Origin of the sequence: Microbacterium sp. NPDC090281 (genome assembly GCF_044769635.1) — a bacterium.
Classification (GTDB): domain Bacteria; phylum Actinomycetota; class Actinomycetes; order Actinomycetales; family Microbacteriaceae; genus Microbacterium.
This window is the reverse complement of sequence record NZ_JBIVYH010000001.1, coordinates 2,803,672-2,823,071: the sequence shown is the minus strand read 5'-3', so window position 1 is coordinate 2,823,071 and position 19,400 is coordinate 2,803,672. Positions and strand designations below refer to the sequence as shown.

The 19,400-nt window shown below is 67.1% G+C and carries 18 protein-coding genes and 2 tRNA genes; 18 read left to right on the top strand and 2 right to left on the bottom strand.

Annotation, left to right across the window (positions count from 1 at the left end):
* Positions 1-61 precede the first annotated feature (61 nt).
* The 15 genes from ACIQTX_RS13565 (at position 62) to ACIQTX_RS13495 (ending at position 15,541) form a co-directional block, all read left to right on the top strand.
* Positions 62-820 (top strand): DUF4129 domain-containing protein, encoded by a 759-nt coding sequence (locus tag ACIQTX_RS13565; RefSeq protein ID WP_402972742.1) that lies wholly within the window; start codon positions 62-64, stop codon positions 818-820.
* Positions 817-1,290 (top strand): hypothetical protein, encoded by a 474-nt coding sequence (locus ACIQTX_RS13560; RefSeq protein ID WP_402972740.1) that lies wholly within the window; start codon positions 817-819, stop codon positions 1,288-1,290. Before ACIQTX_RS13565 ends, ACIQTX_RS13560 begins: the two co-directional genes overlap by 4 nt.
* The gene (locus ACIQTX_RS13555; RefSeq protein ID WP_402972739.1) at positions 1,287-2,258 is read left to right on the top strand and encodes an AAA family ATPase; all 972 of its coding nucleotides are present in this window, start codon (positions 1,287-1,289) and stop codon (positions 2,256-2,258) included. The genes ACIQTX_RS13560 and ACIQTX_RS13555 overlap by 4 nt, the downstream gene beginning before the upstream one ends.
* Positions 2,255-3,568, top strand: a complete 1,314-nt coding sequence (locus ACIQTX_RS13550) for a DUF58 domain-containing protein (RefSeq protein ID WP_402972738.1) — start codon at positions 2,255-2,257, stop codon at positions 3,566-3,568. The genes ACIQTX_RS13555 and ACIQTX_RS13550 overlap by 4 nt, the downstream gene beginning before the upstream one ends.
* Entirely contained in the window at positions 3,565-4,158 is a 594-nt protein-coding gene (locus ACIQTX_RS13545) for a hypothetical protein (protein WP_402972737.1), read from the top strand. Before ACIQTX_RS13550 ends, ACIQTX_RS13545 begins: the two co-directional genes overlap by 4 nt.
* 9 nt (positions 4,159-4,167) lie before the next feature.
* Positions 4,168-7,056, top strand: a complete 2,889-nt coding sequence (gene uvrA, locus ACIQTX_RS13540) for an excinuclease ABC subunit UvrA (protein ID WP_402972736.1) — start codon at positions 4,168-4,170, stop codon at positions 7,054-7,056.
* Positions 7,056-8,960, top strand: coding sequence for an excinuclease ABC subunit UvrC (gene uvrC / locus ACIQTX_RS13535; RefSeq protein WP_402972735.1), 1,905 nt, complete (start codon positions 7,056-7,058; stop codon positions 8,958-8,960). Before uvrA ends, uvrC begins: the two co-directional genes overlap by 1 nt.
* Before the next feature lie 34 nt (positions 8,961-8,994).
* Positions 8,995-9,867 carry an RNase adapter RapZ gene (gene rapZ, locus ACIQTX_RS13530; RefSeq protein ID WP_402972734.1) on the top strand — a complete coding sequence of 291 codons (873 nt, stop codon included), beginning with the start codon at positions 8,995-8,997 and terminating at the stop codon, positions 9,865-9,867.
* Positions 9,868-9,934: 67 nt separating this feature from the next.
* Complete coding sequence (gene whiA / locus ACIQTX_RS13525) at positions 9,935-10,912, top strand: DNA-binding protein WhiA (RefSeq protein WP_028501566.1); 978 nt, start codon at positions 9,935-9,937, stop codon at positions 10,910-10,912.
* 186 nt (positions 10,913-11,098) lie between these two features.
* The gene (locus ACIQTX_RS13520) at positions 11,099-11,725 is read left to right on the top strand and encodes a superoxide dismutase (RefSeq protein WP_028501567.1); all 627 of its coding nucleotides are present in this window, start codon (positions 11,099-11,101) and stop codon (positions 11,723-11,725) included.
* A 115-nt stretch (positions 11,726-11,840) separates the two neighbouring features.
* Positions 11,841-12,851: a type I glyceraldehyde-3-phosphate dehydrogenase gene (gene gap, locus ACIQTX_RS13515; RefSeq protein WP_028501568.1), complete on the top strand. Its 1,011-nt coding sequence runs from the start codon at positions 11,841-11,843 to the stop codon at positions 12,849-12,851.
* 10 nt (positions 12,852-12,861) lie between these two features.
* Complete coding sequence (locus ACIQTX_RS13510) at positions 12,862-14,076, top strand: phosphoglycerate kinase (protein ID WP_402972732.1); 1,215 nt, start codon at positions 12,862-12,864, stop codon at positions 14,074-14,076.
* Positions 14,067-14,858, top strand: a complete 792-nt coding sequence (gene tpiA / locus ACIQTX_RS13505) for a triose-phosphate isomerase (RefSeq protein ID WP_028501570.1) — start codon at positions 14,067-14,069, stop codon at positions 14,856-14,858. The genes ACIQTX_RS13510 and tpiA overlap by 10 nt, the downstream gene beginning before the upstream one ends.
* An 81-nt stretch (positions 14,859-14,939) precedes the next feature.
* Positions 14,940-15,188 (top strand): preprotein translocase subunit SecG, encoded by a 249-nt coding sequence (gene secG / locus ACIQTX_RS13500; RefSeq protein ID WP_017202783.1) that lies wholly within the window; start codon positions 14,940-14,942, stop codon positions 15,186-15,188.
* Positions 15,188-15,541, top strand: a complete 354-nt coding sequence (locus ACIQTX_RS13495; RefSeq protein WP_028501571.1) for an RNA polymerase-binding protein RbpA — start codon at positions 15,188-15,190, stop codon at positions 15,539-15,541. The genes secG and ACIQTX_RS13495 overlap by 1 nt, the downstream gene beginning before the upstream one ends.
* Before the next feature lie 68 nt (positions 15,542-15,609).
* Here the strand turns inward: ACIQTX_RS13495 and ACIQTX_RS13490 are convergent, their stop codons facing one another.
* Both ACIQTX_RS13490 and ACIQTX_RS13485 read right to left on the bottom strand, forming a co-directional pair.
* Positions 15,610-16,845: a hypothetical protein gene (locus tag ACIQTX_RS13490; protein ID WP_402972728.1), complete on the bottom strand. Its 1,236-nt coding sequence runs from the start codon at positions 16,843-16,845 to the stop codon at positions 15,610-15,612.
* 123 nt (positions 16,846-16,968) lie between these two features.
* Positions 16,969-17,039, bottom strand: a tRNA-Gly gene (locus ACIQTX_RS13485).
* Positions 17,040-17,147: 108 nt separating this feature from the next.
* Here ACIQTX_RS13485 and ACIQTX_RS13480 point away from each other — a divergent pair.
* From ACIQTX_RS13480 to ACIQTX_RS13470, 3 genes are all read left to right on the top strand, one after another.
* Positions 17,148-17,221, top strand: a tRNA-Pro gene (locus ACIQTX_RS13480).
* Positions 17,222-17,283: 62 nt separating this feature from the next.
* Entirely contained in the window at positions 17,284-18,759 is a 1,476-nt protein-coding gene (gene tig, locus ACIQTX_RS13475; protein WP_402972726.1) for a trigger factor, read from the top strand.
* 72 nt (positions 18,760-18,831) lie between these two features.
* On the top strand, positions 18,832-19,326 hold the full coding sequence (locus tag ACIQTX_RS13470; RefSeq protein ID WP_402972724.1) for a tetratricopeptide repeat protein: 495 nt from the start codon (positions 18,832-18,834) through the stop codon (positions 19,324-19,326).
* Positions 19,327-19,400 lie beyond the last annotated feature (74 nt).

Genomic DNA, 19,400 nt, shown 5'->3' with positions numbered 1-19,400 from the left:
CGTCGCGGTTTCACCGCGGCGATGACCTCGCGGCTGAGGAGCGGCCCCCTATGGTGGAGGCATGTCGCGCTCCGAGCCCTCGGTCCCGGAGCAGGAGCGTGCCGGGGTGGATCGGCCGCGGGCGAGGCTACTGCTCCCGCTGATCGCGGTAGCCGGCTTCTTCGCGACGATCATGTTCGCGGCGGCCGCGCAGGGGCTTCCGCAGTTCGGTGGATGGTTCAACGACACCGGGGAACGGGCGGGGGACGATGTCCTGCCGACTGCGTCGACGGAGACCGCGCCTCCGCCGATGGAGCCCTCCGAGGACTCGCCGCTTCTCGCGATCATCGGCTACATCCTCGCCGCGGTCGTCATCGCCGCCGTTCTCACGATGGCGTACTTCGGCGTGCGGCTCCTGATCCGCTACCTCGTGGAGTTGTGGCGTGACCGTCCGCTCGCGCGCCGAGAAGCGACGAAGGTCGACGTCCAGGTCGTGACCGCGCCGGTGACGGATATCGAGCCGGACGAGGCGACGATCCGGCGGGGGATTGCCGAGGCGCTGCGGACGATCGACGACCGACCAGTGCCCGGTGACAGCATCGTGGCGGCGTGGGTGGGGCTGGAGGAGTCGGCGGCGGATGCCGGTGCTGGTCGCGGCGTCAACGAGACCCCTTCGGAGTTCACCGTACGTATCATCGGCCGACGCGCCGGAATCGCCGCTGACGTCGTCACCTTGCTCGCCCTCTACGAACAGGTCCGTTTCGGCGGTCACGACGCCGACGAGAACGACCGGACCCGGGCCTCCGAGTGTCTCCTCGGCATCCAGGAGGGGTGGCGATGAAGAGGCGGATGTTGGTTCTGGGCATCGGCGGCGTTCTCGCCCTGGCCGTGCTCTTCCTGCTCGGGCAGCTGGGCTTCCCCGAAGCGTTCGTGCTCGCGTGGATGATCCTCGTCGCCGCAGTGGTCCTCGCCTGCCGCCAGGAGTTCATCGAGGTCGGGCCGGTCTGGCCTCCCGAGAAGCGGAGCCGCAACCCGCGCGGCTCCGAGGTGTCACGCATGGCCTGGGCGATCAACACACGCACGGGTGTAGCCGGCCACGTCGTGGTGCGCAGAGTGCAGAGCGTGCTGAGGAGACGCCTCGCCCTGCGCGGACTCGACCTCGACGACCGTGCACAGCACGCCCGCATCGACGCCCTTCTCGGCGAGGGGGTGCGGGATGCCCTGCACCGGCGCGAAGTACAGCGCACCGACATCGAGATCGTGCTCGACGCGATCGACCGAATTCCGAATGACACGGAGGAGACCGGATGAGCAGCCAGGAGACCACGCAGATCGCCGATACCGGGCGTCGAATCCTCGAGAGCGTGCGCGGTGCCGTCGTCGGGATGGACGAACCGCTCACGATCGCCCTCGCCACGATCCTCGCGGGCGGCCATGTGCTCTTCGAGGACGTCCCGGGATTGGGGAAGACACTCGCGGCGCGGAGTCTGGCGTCCGCGCTCGGCCTCGATTTCCGACGCCTGCAGTGCACTCCGGACATGCTCCCCGGCGATGTCACCGGTTCCTACGTCTATGCGCCGGCCACCGGTGACTTCGTGTTCCGACTAGGGCCGATCTTCACCGGTCTGCTCCTCGCCGATGAGGTCAACCGCACCACGCCCAAGACCCAGTCCGCGATGCTGGAGGCCATGGCGGAGCATCAGGTCACCGTCGAGGGCAACAGCTTCCCGCTGCCGCTGCCGTTCCACGTGATCGCGACTTCGAATCCGATCGAGTACGAGGGCACGTACGCGCTTCCCGAGGCGCAGCTGGACCGCTTCATGGTGCGCCTCGCCGTCGGCTACCCCGAGGCGGAGGATGAGACGCGCATCATCCTCGACCGTGTGCGCCGGCAGAGCCCCGATGTGTCCGTCGATCCGGTCGTCGACGGAGCGGGTCTCCTCGCGATCCAGGCGGCCGTCGAGAGGATCCATGTCGACGCCGATGTCGCCAGATATTGCGTGGAGCTGACGAAGGCCACGCGGAATGCGACGCACGTCGCCGTCGGAGCCTCGCCGCGCGGATCGCAGTCCCTCGTGCTGCTCGGCCGCGCGCTCGCGGCCCTGGACGGTCGGGGCTATGTGCGACCGGACGACATCAAGCGCATTGCGGAACCCGTGCTCGCGCACCGGCTCACCCTGACACCTCAGGCCTGGGCCCAGGGCGTGGACCCCCGATCGGTCGTGGCGGCGGTGGTCGAGGCCACACCCGTGCCGCCGACCGTGGCCGCAGTGCGGTGACTGCGCAGGTCCGCGTCACGGCGAGCTCTGCTGTGCGCTGGAGCCGGACGCCCGTGATCGCGATCGGCGTCGCCGGCTCGGCGATCCTCGCTGCGGTGGGTCTCGTCTTCTCGCGACCCGATGTGATCGGCATCGGCCTTCCGCTCGCGCTGACGACGGCATGGATGCTGCTGCGTCGGCCCCGTGATTCGGTGATGTCGATCGAGTTGCATGCCCACCCGGAGGGTTCGGAGAGCTCGTCCGAGGTCGTGGCGGTGGCGGACGCGACTCTCGACGGTGACTGGCTCCAGGTCGCGATCGACCAGGAGGAGCAGCGATCGGGGCTCGCGGACGTGAAGCCAGGACGATCCGTCCTCACGGCGCGCAGCCGCCTGCAGCACTCCGGTCCGGTGGAGTTGCTCGCAGTGACCGTCCGCGGGGTCGCCCTCGACGGCGCATGGGTCTCGGACGCGGGGCCCCAGGTGGTGCTGGAGTGGAACACGCCGCCGAGGCAGCTCCGGATCGGACGACTCCCGGTCGCCCCGCGGCTGACGGGTCTGCACGGTTCCCACGAGGGGGAGCGACCCGGCCAGGGCGGCGATTTCCGCGACATCCATCCGTTCGCGCCCGGTGATGAGTTGCGTCGGGTCGACTGGCGCGCAACGGCCCGCGCCGCCCGCCGGCCAGGGGAACTCCTCGTGCGGCGCACCACCACGCTCAGCGATTCCTCGGTGGTGATCGCGGTCGACACTGCGGAGGATCTCGGAACCGTGGTCGCCTCCTGGGGTGCGGACGACCCCGACCGATCAGGAATCACCTCCCTGGATCTCGCGCGTGAGGCCGCGCTGTCGATCGCCACCGCGGCGGTCGGCATCGGCGATCGGGTCGCCTATCACGCACTTTCGCCCAGCGGGCGCAGCATCCCGTCCGGCGGAGGCCGGCGCCATCTTGCACGCGTGCGTGACGTGGTCGCGGCGACCGGTCAGAGCGACGACGACTCCGGGTACAGACGGTCGCCGGTCGTGCCGTCAGGATCCATAGTCTTCGTGCTCTCCACGTTCTTCGACGGAGCCGCGGCGCAATTGGCCACGCGGTGGCGGGCGGCGGGCCATGCCGTGGTCGCGGTCGACGTGCTCCCCACACCGGACGAGGGCCGACTCACCCGTGAGCAGCGCATCGCGCTGCGGACTCTGCTCGCGGAACGCTCCGACATCCTCGTCGAGCTCCGTCGTGCCGGGGTCGAGGTCGTCGCGTGGACGGATCCTGATGTCGATGTCGCGATGCGTCTCGCGGCCCTTCGCCAGCAACGGATGCGGACGGTGCGGCGATGAAGCGCGGTCTCCGTTCTTTCCGCGTGCGGGCCGCTGTTCCGGGGATCACCGTCCGACTCCTGGTCCTCGCGATCGTGTGGGGCGGCGCGGTTATGCTCGTCCCCTTCCCGCTGTGGCAGGGGTTGGCGGTGATCGCCGCGCTTCTCGCTGTCGTGCTCCCGCGCTCGCTGGCAGCGTGGTTCGGGGCGGCCTGCCTCGTGTTCGGGGTCCTCCTGACCGACCCGGATCCGGCACGTACGGCCCTCGCCATGCTGCTCGTGCCCGCGATCCACGTCCTTGCAGCGCTCAGCCTGGTGATCCCGATGTCCTCGCGAGTCGCCCTCGCGGTGCTCGGCCCGAGCCTCGCGCGCTTCCTCATCATCCAGCTGCTGGCGCAACCCGTGGTCTTCGGGGTGTGGCTGTTGGCACCATCGAACATCGATCACGGGATCGTGTGGCTCGCCCCGCTCGCCGCGGCGGCGCTCGCGTTCGGAGTGCTGCTGGCGCTGCGGATGGTCCGGCGGTCGGAGGCTCTGCGGAACGTGTCGTCGACGGGCGCGGATCCGATTGTTGAGCGTCCTCGCGGAGCCAATGTCCGTGGCCCCTCGTAGACTTGTTCGGTGCCCATCGTCCCCGTTGCCTCCGCCGGAAAACTCAGTGTTCGCGGTGCCCGCGTTCACAACCTCAAGAACGTCGACATCGATATTCCGCGCGACTCCCTCGTCGTGTTCACCGGCTTGTCCGGGTCGGGAAAGTCCAGCCTCGCGTTCGACACGATCTTCGCCGAAGGGCAGCGTCGCTACGTCGAATCGCTGAGCGCGTACGCGCGCCAGTTCCTCGGTCAGGTCGATCGACCAGACGTTGATTTCATCGAGGGGTTGAGCCCCGCCGTCTCGATCGACCAGAAGTCGACGAACCGCAACCCGCGGTCCACCGTCGGTACGATCACCGAGATCTACGACTACATGCGTCTGCTCTGGGCGCGCATCGGCATCCCGCACTGCCCCGAATGCGGCGAGCGGATCCAGCGTCAGACGGTGCAGCAGATCGCCGACCAGCTCATGGAGCTCCCCGAGCGCACGCGCTATCAGGTGGTCGCGCCGATCGTCTCGCAGAAGAAGGGCGAGTTCGTCGACCTGTTCCGTGAGCTCGGTGCGAAGGGCTATTCGCGGGCGATCGTCGACGGTGACCTCATCCAGCTCGCCGAGCCGCCCACGTTGAAGAAGAGCTACAAGCACGACATCGCCGTGGTGGTCGACCGGCTGGTGGCGTCCGACGACATCCTCGGACGCGTCACCGACTCGGTCGAGACCGCTCTCGGACTCGCGGGTGGAGTGGTGCAGATCAACTACGTCGACGGCGAGGGCGACGACGCGTGGCAGACGTTCTCCGAGAAGCTGGCCTGCCCGAACGGTCATGCCCTCACTCTCACCGAGATCGAACCGCGCACGTTCTCGTTCAACGCGCCGTTCGGAGCGTGCCCGGCATGCTCCGGGCTCGGCACGCGCATGTCCGTCGACGTCGATCTGATGCTCGGCGATGAAGACCTCTCGATCCGCGAGGGCGTCATCATCCCGTGGACCACGCAGGGCAAGGGACTGTTCCAGTACTACGAGCGACTGCTCGAAGGCCTCTCGAACGACCTCGACTTCTCGCTGGACACGCCGTGGCGCAAACTCCACTCCGACGTGCAGAATGCAGTGCTGCGCGGCGAGAACTACAAGGTCTCCGTCAAGTGGAAGAACCGCTACGGCCGCGAGATGCGGTACACATCCGGGTTCGAAGGCGTCGTGCCGTACATCGAGCGACAGTACCTGCAGGCCGAGTCCGACACCCAGCGCGGCCGGTGGGGCGAGTACCTCCGCGAGGTGCCGTGCCCCGTGTGCGATGGCAACAGGCTCAAGCCCGAGGTTCTCGCCGTGCAGGTGCACGGCCACTCGATCGCCGAGGTCTCACACCTCAGCCTCGCCGACGCTCGCGCGTTCATGGAGACCCTCACGCTGACCGACCGTGAAGCGAAGATCGCCGCGCAGGTGCTCCGTGAGATTCGTCTCCGTCTCGACTTCCTGCTGCAGGTCGGTCTCTCATACCTCAACCTCAGCCGTTCGGCCGGTTCGCTTTCGGGTGGTGAAGCGCAGCGCATCCGTCTGGCGACGCAGATCGGCTCCGGTCTGACCGGGGTGCTCTACGTACTCGACGAGCCGTCGATCGGTCTGCATCAGCGCGACAACCGCCGCCTCATCGACACGCTGCTGAAACTGCGTGACCTCGGCAACACGCTGATCGTGGTCGAGCACGACGAAGAGACGATCGAAGCGGCCGACTGGGTCGTAGACATCGGCCCCGGTGCCGGCGTGAACGGCGGCGAGGTCGTGCACTCCGGTCCGTACTCGGCACTGCTCAACGACAGCGCCTCGATGACGGGGGAGTACCTCTCCGGTCGCCGTGAGATCCCGATGCCGAAGAAGCGCCGCAAGATCGACAGGAAGCGGATGGTGAGTGTCGTGGGCGCGCGCGCCAACAACCTCCGAAACGTCACGGCCGACTTCCCGCTCGGCGTGCTCACCGCGGTCACCGGGGTCAGCGGCTCAGGTAAGTCCTCGCTCGTGAACGACATCCTCTACCAGGTGCTGGCTTCGCGACTGAACGGTGCCCGCACGGTTCCCGGCAAGCACACGCGGGTGACCGGACTCGACAACCTCGACAAGGTCGTGCACGTCGACCAGGCGCCGATCGGCCGCACCCCGCGGTCGAACCCGGCGACCTACACCGGAGTGTTCGATCGCATCCGCACGCTCTTCAGCGAGACGCCGGAAGCGAAGGTCCGTGGCTACCAGCCCGGCCGGTTCAGCTTCAACGTCAAGGGCGGCCGCTGTGAGGCGTGCTCCGGTGACGGCACGATCAAGATCGAGATGAACTTCCTGCCCGACGTGTATGTCGACTGCGAGGTCTGTCACGGCAAGCGCTACAACCGCGACACGCTGGCTGTGCACTACAAGGGCAAGAACATCGCCGAGGTGCTCGAGATGCCGATCGAGGAGGCGGCCGACTTCTTCGAACCGATCCAGGCGATTCATCGCTACATGAAGACGCTCGTCGATGTGGGCCTCGGCTACGTGCGGCTCGGTCAGTCGGCGACGACGTTGTCCGGTGGTGAGGCGCAGCGCGTCAAGCTGGCTACCGAACTCCAGCGCCGCAGCAACGGTCGCAGCATCTACGTTCTCGACGAGCCGACCACGGGTCTGCACTTCGAAGACGTCCGAAAGCTCCTCGAGGTGCTGAATGGTCTCGTCGAAAAGGGCAACACGGTCATCGTCATCGAGCACAACCTCGATGTGATCAAGTCGGCAGACTGGGTGATCGATCTCGGGCCTGAGGGCGGTTCCGGCGGCGGACAGATCCTAGCCACGGGCACACCGGAGCAGATCGCTCGCGTCGAAGAGAGCCACACCGGGCTGTTCCTCGCCGAGATCCTGGGTGAGGGGCGCTCCGCGCGGAAGGCCAGCTGATGGCCGACGTGTTGGCGTACAAGCCTCGGCCGGGGGAGATTCCCACCGACCCCGGCGTGTATCGCTTTCGTGACGCCTCGGGCCGGGTGCTCTACGTCGGCAAGGCGAAGAACCTGCGTCAGCGTCTCTCGAACTACTTCGCGCCGTTGCGCACGCTCCACGAGCGCACGCGACGGATGGTCACCACGGCAGCTTCGGTCGAGTGGACCGTCGTGCCGACCGATGTCGACTCGCTGCAACTCGAGTACATGTGGATCAAGGAGTTCGATCCGCCCTTCAACGTTCGATACAAGGACGACAAGTCCTACCCGTTCATGGCGGTGACTCTCGGCGATGAGGCACCCCGTGTGCTGGTGACCCGAAACAGGAAGATTCCCGGCGCACGCTACTTCGGCCCTTACCCGAAGGTGTGGGCGGTGCACGAGACGATCGACCTGATGGTCAAGGCGTTCCCGATCAGGACCTGCAGCGACGCCAGCTACAAGCGCGCCATGCAGACGGGGCGCCCGTGCTTCCCCGGCCAGATCGGCAAGTGCGGCGGCCCGTGCTCGATGACGGTGACGATCGAAGAGCACCGGGCGATGGTCGACGATTTCGTCGCTTTCATGGCCGGTGGCGACGAGCGGTTCACGCGGGAACTCACCAAGCGGATGCTGGCTGCGTCCGCGGCGATGGACTATGAAGCCGCAGCGAAGTACCGCGACAAGCTCTCCGCGATCGAGGCCGTGCTCGGCAAGAGCGCACTCGTGCTCGCCAGCGACGAAGACGCCGACCTGTTCGGCATCGCCGAGGACGAGCTCGCCGCCGCGGTGCAGCACTTCGTGATCCGCGGCGGTCGCGTGCGCGGTGTGCGGGCACTGACGATCGAGAAGGAGATCGACATCACGAGTGCCGAACTCGTCGATCAGGTGCTGCAGCAGGCGTACGGTGACGCGCAGGACGTGCCCCGTCGCATCCTCGTCCCCACGCTCCCCGACGACGCCGCGGAACTCGAACTGTGGCTACGGGAACGTCGGGGCAAGAAGGTCGAGATCGCCGTCGCCCAGCGCGGCCAGCGCGCCGATCTGATGCGCACGGCGAGCCTCAACGCCCAGCAGGCGCTGATCAGGCACAAGACGCGGCGTACGACCGACTACGTCGCCCGTACCCAGGCACTCACCGATCTGCAGGATGCGCTGGGGATGACCGAGGCGCCGTTGCGTATCGAGTGCTTCGACATCTCGCACCTCGGCGGCACCAACGTCGTCGCGTCGATGGTGGTCTTCGAAGACGGGCTGGCGCGCAAAGACCAGTACCGATCCTTCAACATCGCCGAGACGACGGACGACACCGACTCGATGTACCAGGTGCTTCGGCGACGGCTCGCGTACCTCGACCGGCCCGAAGAGCTGGAGATCATCGATCCGACGACGGAGGACGTCGTCGCCGAAGACCTCGGCGAGGCCACGGCGCGTCGTAAGCCCCGCTTCGCCTACCCGCCTCAACTGCTCCTCGTCGACGGCGGCAAGCCGCAGGTGGAGGCGGCAGCCAGAGCACTCCGTGATGCCGGTCACACCGAGATCGCCGTGTGCGGCATCGCCAAGCGGCTCGAAGAGGTGTGGCTCCCCGGCGACGACTTCCCGGTGATCCTGCCGCGCACGAGCGAGGCGCTGTACCTGCTGCAGCGCCTGCGCGACGAAGCGCACCGATTCGCGATCACGCACCAGCGCAGGAAGCGGCGCAACGACATCACCTCTGTGCTCGCCGAAGTTCCAGGGCTCGGCGCCGCGCGCATCAAGGTGCTGTTGAAGCACTTCGGGTCCGTCACCGCTCTTCGTGCCGCCGAGCCGGGACAGATCGAAGAAGTCCAAGGGATCGGACCGGTACTCGCTCAGAACATCCACACGCACCTGTCCACTCGCTAGGCTGGAGACCGAGGGGGAGAGGGAGTACTGAGCAATGGTTGACGGCGAGAAGGGCGAGTTCCTCATCGTCACTGGGATGTCTGGCGCGGGCCGGACGACCGTGGCGAACGCACTCGAGGATCTCGGCTGGTATGTCGTCGACAACCTGCCCCCGCAGATCCTGCGGCCCCTGCTCGATCTCACCGACATGGGCGGCACCGCTCTGCCCAAGGTCGCAGCAGTGGTCGATGTTCGCGGACGCAATCTCTTCGACGATTTCCCCGGGGTGGCGCGTGCACTGCGCTCGCGCGGTTCCGTCAGGGTGCTCTTCCTGGATGCGTCCGACGACGTGCTCGTGCGTCGGTTCGAGTCCGTGCGGCGACCGCATCCGCTGCAGGGCGAAGGCACCCTGCTCGACGGCATCCGCATCGAGCGCGCCAGGCTCGCACCGATCCGCGAAGCTGCCGATCTCGTGATCGATACGTCGACTCTCAACATCCACCAGCTGGCCACGCAGGTCTCAGACATCTTCTCGGCCGAGGGCGAGGCGCGGCACCGCGTCACCCTGCTCAGCTTCGGGTTCAAGTACGGGCTGCCGACCGACGTCGACATCGTCGCCGACATGCGGTTCCTGCCGAACCCGTTCTGGAACGAAGAGCTCCGCGGCCTGACCGGCCAGGAAGAGACGGTCCGAGAGTACGTCCTCTCACGTGAGGGCGCGAAGGAGTTCCTCGACGCCTATTCCGCGGCCCTGGTGCCTGTGCTCGAGGGCTATCAGCGCGAGAACAAGAGTCACTCGACGATCGCGATCGGCTGCACGGGCGGGAAACACCGCTCGGTGGCGATGTCGGAGGAGCTGGCGCGCAGGCTCGCCTCCATCCCCGGGGTCGCCGTGAACGTGCGTCACCGCGACCTGGGCCGAGAATAGCGAGCCGCCCGGCCGAGTAAGCTGGACGTTTGCGTCGCGATCCGGCGCGTGAACGTGAAGGAGTGTCGTGGCACTAACCACCGACGTCAAGGCCGAGCTGGTCAGCATCCGCACCGCACCCCCCACGGTGCGGGTGGCGGAAGTGACCGCGATCCTCCGGTTCGCCGGCGGTCTGCATTCGATCGCCGGTCGCGTGGCCGTGGAGGCCGAGGTGGACGCGGAGACGCTCGCGCGTCGAGTCGCGCGCGACCTCGCTGAGATCTACGGCGTGCGACCCGAGATCGCACAGGTCCAATCGAGCACCGCGAACGACGGTGCGCGGTGGGCGGTTCGTGTCATCGCCCAGGGCGAGACGCTCGCCCGTCAGACCGGCCTGCTCGATCAGCGCCGCCGCCCCGTTCGGGGACTGCCCAACCGCCTCACCACCGGCTCTCGGGCCGAGGTCGCGGGCCTGTGGCGTGGTGCGTTCCTGGCCGCCGGCACCCTGAGCGAGCCCGGCCGTTCTGCCATGCTCGAGGTCGTGTGCCCCTCCTCGGAAGCGGCGATGGCTCTCGTCGGTGCCGCTCACCGTCTCGGCGTGGCTGCAAAGGCCCGAGAGGTGCGCGGGATGCCGCGCGTCGTCGTGCGCGAGGGCGAGTCGATCCGCACGATCCTGAACGAGATGGGCGCGCACAAGACCGCCATCGCCTGGGAAGAGCTCCGTCAGCGCCGTGAGGTGCGGGCCGGGGTCAACCGCCTGGTGAACTTCGACGACGCCAACCTGCGTCGCTCCGCACAGGCGGCGGTCGCCGCATGTGCGCGTGTCGAGCGTGCGCTCGAGATCCTGGCCGACGAAGTGCCCGATCATCTGAAGGTCGCTGGAGAACTGCGTCTCGCGCATCGGGATGCCAGCCTCGACGAGCTCGGCCACCATGCCGATCCGCCGTTGACGAAGGACGCCGTGGCGGGCCGTATCCGCCGCCTCCTGGCGATGGCCGACAAGCGAGCTCAGCAGGAGGGCATCCCGGGTACCGAGGACGCCGTCCCGGTCGGACTCGACGTCTGATCCACTCTCTCGACGAAGACCCGTCCCCCGATGCATCGGGGGGCGGGTCTTCGTCATATGGCGGAAGGATCGGGCGCACGGCCGCGTTGTCGTCAGTAGGATGAAAGACGTCCGCTCTACGCCGCACCTCGGCGGCGCGGAGGATCGGCAAGCGCCGCGGCGCGGCGCGGATTGGATGAAAGCGACATGGCGACCTACACGCTCCCTGACCTTCCCTACGACTTCGCAGCCCTCGAGCCGCACATCAGCGGCAAGATCATGGAGCTGCACCATGACAAGCACCACGCGGCTTACGTCGCCGGTGCGAACACCGCCCTCGACCAGCTCGCAGAGGCGCGCGACAGCGGCAACCTCGCGAACGTCAACAAGCTCGAGAAGGACCTCGCCTTCAACCTCGGCGGTCACGTCAACCACTCGATCTTCTGGACCAACCTGTCGCCGAACGGCGGAGGGCAGCCCGAGGGCGAGCTGAAGGCGGCGATCGAGGAGTACTTCGGCTCGTTCGAGAAGTTCCAGGCGCACTTCACTGCGGCGGCGACCGGAATCCAGGGCTCTGGCTGGGCTGTTCTCAGCTGGGACTCGATCGGCTCGCGTCTGATCATCCAGCAGCTGTTCGACCAGCAGTCCAACACCGCCCAGGGCACCATCCCTCTCTTCCAGCTCGACATGTGGGAGCACGCCTTCTACCTCGACTACCTCAACGTCAAGGCCGACTACGTCAAGGCCGCGTGGAACATCGCGAACTGGGAGAACGTCGCCCAGCGCCTCGAGGTCGCCCGTAAGCAGACGAACGGCCTGCTGGTACTGTCGTAATCGGGTCGCGTCCCGACGGGCCACGGCTCGTCGGGACGCCCTCTCAGCCAAAAAACCCCGCGCCACATGCATGCTGGAAAGCTGCGTGCGGCGCACGAGAAACAGGGAGACCTGAGTGTCTGTCAAGATCGGTATTAACGGCTTCGGCCGCATCGGACGCAACTACTTCCGCGCGGCTCTCGCGCAGGGAGCGGACCTTGAGATCGTCGCCGTCAACGACCTCACCGACAACAAGACCCTGGCGCACCTGCTGAAGTACGACTCGGTCGGCGGCGTCCTCGACGCCGAGATCAGCTACGACGACGACAGCATCACCGTCAACGGCAAGGTCATCAAGGCCTTCGCCGAGCGCGACCCCGCAGGCCTCCCGTGGGGCGAGCTGGGTGTCGACATCGTCATCGAGTCCACCGGCTTCTTCACCAAGGCCGAGCTCGCCAAGAAGCACATCGAGGCCGGCGCGAAGAAGGTCCTCATCTCGGCTCCGGGCACCGGTGTCGACGGAACGTTCGTCATGGGCGTGAACGAGGACACGTACAACCCGGAGACGGATCACATCATCTCCAACGCGTCCTGCACCACCAACTGCCTCGCACCGCTCGCACAGGTCTTCAACGACGCGTTCGGCATCGACCGCGGCTTCATGATGACGGCACACGCCTACACCGCAGACCAGAACCTGCAGGACGGCCCGCACAGCGACCTCCGTCGTGCACGCGCCGCCGCGATCAACATCACTCCGGCATCGACCGGTGCGGCCAAGGCCATCGGTGAGGTTCTGCCGGAGCTCCAGGGCAAGCTGAGCGGCTCGTCGTACCGTGTTCCGGTTCCCACCGGTTCGATCGTCGACCTCACCCTCATCACCGACCGCGAGAACCTGACGGTCGACGAGGTCAACGAGGCCTACAAGAAGGCTGCGGCCGACGGCCGTCTCGCGGGATACCTCCAGTACAACGAGGACCCGATCGTCTCGAGCGACATCGTGCACAACCCGCACTCGTCGATCTTCGACTCGACGCTGACCAACGTCAGCGGCAACCTGATCAAGGTCTCCAGCTGGTACGACAACGAGTGGGGTTACTCCAACCGTCTCGTCGACCTGACCGAGTACGTGGCCGAGCGCCTCTAAGCTCAGAAACATGACTCTGCGCACCCTGGACACTCTGGGGTCGCTCGAGGGCAAGCGCGTCATCGTCCGTTGTGATCTCAATGTCCCCCTCCGGGACGGGATCATCACGGACGATGGCCGTGTCCGCGCCTCGCTGCCGACCCTCAACGCACTCATCAACGCGGGCGCCCGCGTCGTCGTGTGCTCTCACCTCGGGCGGCCGGAAGGCGCGCCCGACCCGCAGTACAGCCTCGAGCCGGTGGCTCAGCGTCTTTCCGAGCTGCTCGGCGCTCCGGTCGCGTTCGCGCGCGACACGGTCGGCGAGTCGGCGAAGGACGCCGTGGCCTCCCTCGAGGACGGCGGAGTCGTCGTCATCGAGAACCTGCGGTTCAACCCGGGGGAGACCTCGAAGGACGAAGCAACGCGTGCGGCCTTCGCGGCCGAACTCGCAGAACTCGGCGACGTGCTCGTCTCCGACGGATTCGGCGTCGTGCACCGCAAGCAGGCGAGCGTGTACGAGCTCGCCGAACTGCTCCCGTCCGCAGCCGGTCTGCTTATCGCGGCCGAGCTCGACGTGCTCGACCGCCTGACCGAGAACCCCGAGCGTCCCTACGCGGTCGTCCTCGGCGGCTCGAAGGTCAGCGACAAGCTCGGAGTCATCTCGCACCTGCTTCCGCGGGTGGACAAGATTCTCGTCGGTGGCGGCATGCTGTTCACCTTCCTCAAGGCGCAGGGCCACGCGGTGGCATCGAGCCTGCTGGAAGAGGATCAGCTGGAGACCGTCCGCGGCTACATCGCGGAGGCGGCAGAGCGCGGCGTGGAGCTCGTGCTCCCCACCGATGTCGTCGTCGCGGCTTCCTTCGGTGCGGATGCGGCGCATGAGATCGCCGCAGCCGATGCGATCGAGTCCACGCCGTTCGGCGCGTCGGGCATCGGCCTCGACATCGGCCCCGAGACGGCGGCGAACTTCGCCGAGGTCATCCGCGGGTCGAAGACCGTGTTCTGGAACGGCCCGATGGGCGTGTTCGAGTTCCCGGCGTTCGCGGCCGGTACCAAGACCGTCGCACAGGCGCTCACCGAGGTCGACGGCCTCAGTGTCGTCGGCGGCGGTGACTCCGCGGCGGCCGTGCGTCAGCTCGGATTCACCGACGACCAGTTCGGTCACATCTCGACCGGCGGCGGTGCAAGCCTCGAATTCCTCGAGGGCAAGAAACTACCTGGCCTGGAGGTGCTCGGATGGGCGTGAACACTCGTACCCCGCTGATCGCGGGAAACTGGAAGATGAACCTCGACCACCTGCAGGCGGTCGCGTTCGTGCAGAAGCTGCACTGGACGTTGAAGGACGCGAAGCACGAAGACGGTTCGGTCGAGGTTGCGGTCTTCCCGCCGTTCACCGACATCCGCAGCGTCCAGACGCTCATCGACGCCGACAAGATCCCCTTCGCGCTCGGTGCGCAGGACGTGTCGGCGCACGACTCCGGTGCGTACACCGGTGAGGTGTCCGGGGCGTTCCTGGCGAAACTGGACGCGAAGTACGTCATCATCGGCCACTCGGAGCGTCGTGAGTACCACGCCGAAGGTGACGATGTCGTGGCGGCCAAGGTGCAGGCCTCACTCAAGCACGGCCTCGTCCCGGTGATCTGCGTCGGTGAGACGGCATCCGACCTGGAGAAGTTCGGCGCCAGCGCGGTTCCGGCCGGTCAGCTCGAGGCGGCGCTCCAGGGCGTCTCGCCGAAGGCGGATATCGTCGTCGCGTACGAGCCCGTGTGGGCGATCGGCTCCGGCCAGGCGGCGACGCCGCAGCAGGCGCAGGATGTCTGCGCCGCTCTGCGTGCCGTCATCGCGAAGGTTCTCGGCGACGAGGCTGCCGCACGGACCCGCATCCTCTACGGCGGCTCGGTGAAGGCGGCGAACATCGCCAGCTTCATGCGCGAGCCCGATGTGGACGGCGCTCTGGTCGGCGGGGCGAGCCTCGTCGTGGACGAGTTCGCCGCGATCATCCGCTTCGAGAAGCACGTCGGCGTGTGAGTGCAGCGGGGCTACGGCCCCGCTGCACCGTATACTTGACCGTTACGGGGGCGTTCCGGCCCCAGCGAAAGGCTCTTTCTCGTGGCAATTCTCGAGTTCGTCCTGCAGGTCGTGCTGGGCATCACCAGCGTTCTGCTGACCCTCCTCATCCTCTTGCACAAAGGTCGCGGCGGTGGCCTCTCCGACATGTTCGGTGGAGGCATGACCTCTGCGGTCGGCTCTTCCGGGCTCGCGGAGCGGAACCTGAACCGCTTCACCGTCGTCCTGGCTCTGACATGGTTCGTCTCCATCGTCGCGCTGGGCCTCATCACGAAATTCGAGGTCATCTGATGGCAACCGGTGGAAACGCGATCCGTGGCACCCGTGTGGGTTCCGGCCCGATGGGGGAGCAGGACCACGGCTATCACGCCGATCGCATCAAGGTCTCGTACTGGGATGGACTCGGGAACGAGACCGTCCGGTACTTCGCCGCCGGTCTCCCCGAAGAGGAGATCCCGGAGACGATCGATCACCCGCAGTCCGGCCTGCCGGCCGGTCGTGACAAGGAGAACCCTCCTGCGCTCGCGAAGGCGGAGCCGTACAAGACTCACCTCGCCTACGTGAAGGAGCGTCGCACCGACGAAGAAGCCGTTCAGCTTCTCGACGACGCGCTCACGCAGTTGCGCGAGCGTCGGGGCCAGTGACCTCGACCTGACATCGAAGAAGCCGCCGCGAGTGATCGCGGCGGCTTCTTCCGTCTCCGGCGATGGGCTCAGCGGCAGCCTGCCGCCGCATCGATGTAGCTCTGTGGTGGGTATCCGTACGCCCAGACGCCGTTCGCATCGTCGGTGAAGCCCATGCTGATCGCCCACGCGGTTGCCCACTTCTCGATGCTGTCCTGCGTGGAGGAGTCGTACATGCCCTGGCACTTCACGCTGATCGCGTGCCCCACCTCATGCGCGACGAGCGCCCTGCTCCGATCGTCGGGCCATTGCTCGGCGACCGAGTTCGAGAGTTCGATGGTCGAGCGGCCGGGGTCGTCCCACCACCATGTCGTGTAGCCGCCCATGCTGCCGTTGTAGCCGGCGCCGCTGACGACCGGTGCCCAGTCGAAGTCCAACAGCACTCCGGGGGCCAATGAGCGGGCGAAGGCTTCGACCTCGAGCCGCGCGTTCAGGAGCGGTCCCGCCTTCTCCGCCAATTCCTCGTTCTCGGTCGCGACGACCTGTGCCGCTGCCTCCTGCAGTGCCAGGTAGTTCGTCGCCGCGGATTCGTCGAGCGCCGTGGTGGCGGTCGCATCCGCTGCCGCATTCCGGAGGGCTACCACGGCGTCGTTGCGCGCGGAGAGATGTGCGGTCTCGAACGCGGGAGCTGCAGAGGCTGCCGCGGTCATCACAGCCAGGCCGCTGCCGGTGATCTCCTTCTTTGCCGCAGAGACATCGGCGGAGGCCGTCGTCAATTCGTCGGAAAGAGTGTCCACATCGTCGCGGTGCTGCTCCAGCTCGGCTGCGGCGCCGAAAAGCTCCCAGAACCACGAGGGCTTCGCGGCGACGGAGGGGATGTCGGTGGAGAGGATGTCGTCCGCGTCGGAGGCTGCCGAAGTGCCTGCCGCGACCGCCGCCGAGAACGCCGCTTCGACCTCAGCCGTTACGGCGATCGGCTGGTTCCCGCCGGCGAGGATGAGTTCGCCCGCGTCCGTGGCGCCGCGCAGACCAGCGGTGGCAGTGCGAACCTCAGCCTTCGCTGTGGTGGCGGCCCGTGCAGCGTCCGCGTACTCCGACGCGGTGCTGTCGTAGCCGAGGTTGGCTGTCAACTGCGTGATGGCCAGCGCGGCGACCACGGTGGCGCCGCCTAGCAGGCCGACGACGAGGCCTCTGCGGTTCTTCCGAGGCTTCGACGAGGAGCCGGGGGAGAGGGCGCCTGCCGAGAACTGCACGGGCAGGAGGTGTCCGCCAACCGAGGGCGGCGAGGGACGCTCGGCGGCGCCAGGCCGCGTCTGGTCGGTCACGTCGTGGCCATTCGATGGTGCCTTCTGGTCGGAGACGGTGTGCAGCGATGCTGTCAGCGTATTCGACGGGACGGGCACAGACGCGAGAAGGCCTCCACCGATGGTGGAGGCCTTCTCGAGCGGAGGGGCTGACGGGAATCGAACCCGCATCATTAGTTTGGAAGACTAAGGCTTTACCACTAAGCTACAGCCCCGGAATCGAGCTTCTGGAAAGCTCGATGCCGACTCATCGACTATACCGGACTCTGACGCATGCTCCGGTCCGTTAGACTCGGTGGGGCTGAATCCGCGTGCGGATTCCCCGGGGCGTAGCTCAGCTTGGTAGAGCGCCCGCTTTGGGAGCGGGAGGTCGCAGGTTCAACTCCTGTCGCCCCGACACAGACCCACAGACCTTACAGCCGCGATTCGAAGCGGAAATCACAAGGAGAACACACCAGCATGGCGAACAGCACCGTCGAGAAGCTGACCCCGACCCGGGTCAAGCTCAGCATCACGGTCACCCCGGACGACCTCAAGCCCAGCATCGCTCACGCCTATGAGCACATCGCTCAGGACGTCTCGATCCCCGGCTTCCGCAAGGGCAAGGTCCCGGCTCCGATCATTGATCAGCGCATCGGGCGCGGCGCGGTCATCGAGCACGCCGTCAACGAGGGCCTCGACAAGTTCTTCCGCGACGCGACCGTGGAGCACAAGCTGCGCGTCGTCGGCCGCCCGGCCGCAGACATCACGCAGTGGCCGAACGAGAAGGACTTCTCCGGCGACCTGCTCGTCGACATCGAGGTGGACGTCCGCCCCGAGATCGAGCTGCCCTCCTATGACGGCATCACGGTGACGGTCGACGCGATCGAGGCCGACGAAGCCGCCCTCGATGCAGAGCTCGACAACATGCGTGCTCGTTTCGGCACCCTCATTCCGGTCGACCGTCCCGCCGCCAAGGGCGACTTCGTCGAGCTCGACCTCGTCGCCACGATCGACGGCGCCGAGATCGACCGTGCCGAGGGCGTCTCGTACGAGATCGGCTCCGGCGAGCTGCTCGAGGGCATCGACGATGCGATCGAGTCGCTCACCGCCGGTGAGGACACCACGTTCCGCTCTGCTCTCGTGGGCGGCGACCACGCCGGCTCCGAGGCTGAGGTCTCTGTGAGCGTCAAGGCGGTCAAGGAGCGCGAGCTCCCCGAGGCCGACGATGACTTCGCTCAGATCGCGAGCGAGTTCGACACGATCGCCGAGCTCCGCGAGAGCCTGGCCGAGCGCGTCGCGCAGCAGGGCGTCTTCACGCAGGGCTCCGCCGCACGCGACAAGCTGGTCGAGACGCTCCTCGAGCAGATCGAGATCCCCGTCCCGCCGCAGCTCATCGAAGACGAGGTGCACAGCCACCTCGAGGGTGAAGGCCGTCTCGAAGACGACGAGCACCGTGCCGAGGTCACCGAGGCGAGCGAGAAGCAGTTCCGCACGCAGGTGCTGCTCGACACGATCGCCGAGCAGGCCGACGTGCAGGTCTCGCAGGAGGAGCTCAGCCAGTACCTCATCCAGTCGGCTTCGCAGTACGGCATGGCTCCGCAGGAGTTCGTAGAGGCTCTGCAGTCCTCGAACCAGCTTCCCGCGCTCGTCGGTGAGGTCGCCCGCAACAAGGCCCTCGCAGTCGCGCTCGGCAAGGTGAAGGTCGTGGACAGCAACGGCAAGGCTGTCGACCTGTCCGACTTCATCGTCACCGACGACGAGGCCGAGACCACCGAGGCTGAGGCCGAGGAGAAGCCGGCCAAAAAGGCTCCGGCCAAGAAGCCTGCTGCCAAGAAGGCTCCGGCCAAGAAGGCCGACGCGGCTGACGACGCCGAGCCGGCCGAGAAGCCCGCTGCGAAGAAGCCTGCCGCCAAGAAGGCTCCGGCCAAGAAGGCGGCTGACAAGGCCGAGTGATCGGACACGATCCAATGAAGAGGGCGGATGCTGCGGCATCCGCCCTCTTTTCTATCGAGGGAAAGCGCACTGATGAAGAGCTGGGATGAGCGCATCGAAGCCGTGTGGGCGGACGCGAGCGGAGAAGAGGTCGGCGACGACACGATCGCCCGTATCGACACCCTCGCCGCCGAGCGGGGAACAGACGACGCGCGCGCCGAGTTCGAGCGCGCGGGCGCCCGGGATTCGGCTGGTCGGCCTGCGGACGCCGTGGAACTGTACCGGCGTGCACTGGTCCTGGGGCTCGACGACGAGCACCGACCGCAGTGCGTGATCCAGCTGGCGAGCTCGTTGCGCAACCTCGGGCGGTACGACGAAGCCCTCGCCGTCGTCGTCGCCGAGGAGGAGCTGTCAGCATCGGGGCCGTACCGTGACGCGGTCGCCGCCGTCCATGCTCTCATCCTCGCCAGTGCCGGACAGCCGGCGCAGGGCCTTTCGGTTGCTCTGCTGGCCCTGGTTCCCCATCTCCCGCGCTACCACCGGTCGATGACGGCGTACGCCCTCGAGATCGCGGACGCCGACACCTGATATGCCGACGGCGAACACGGCCTGAGCGCCGCGTTGACGCCGGTAGATTCGAATCACTGAAACACGGAATCAGG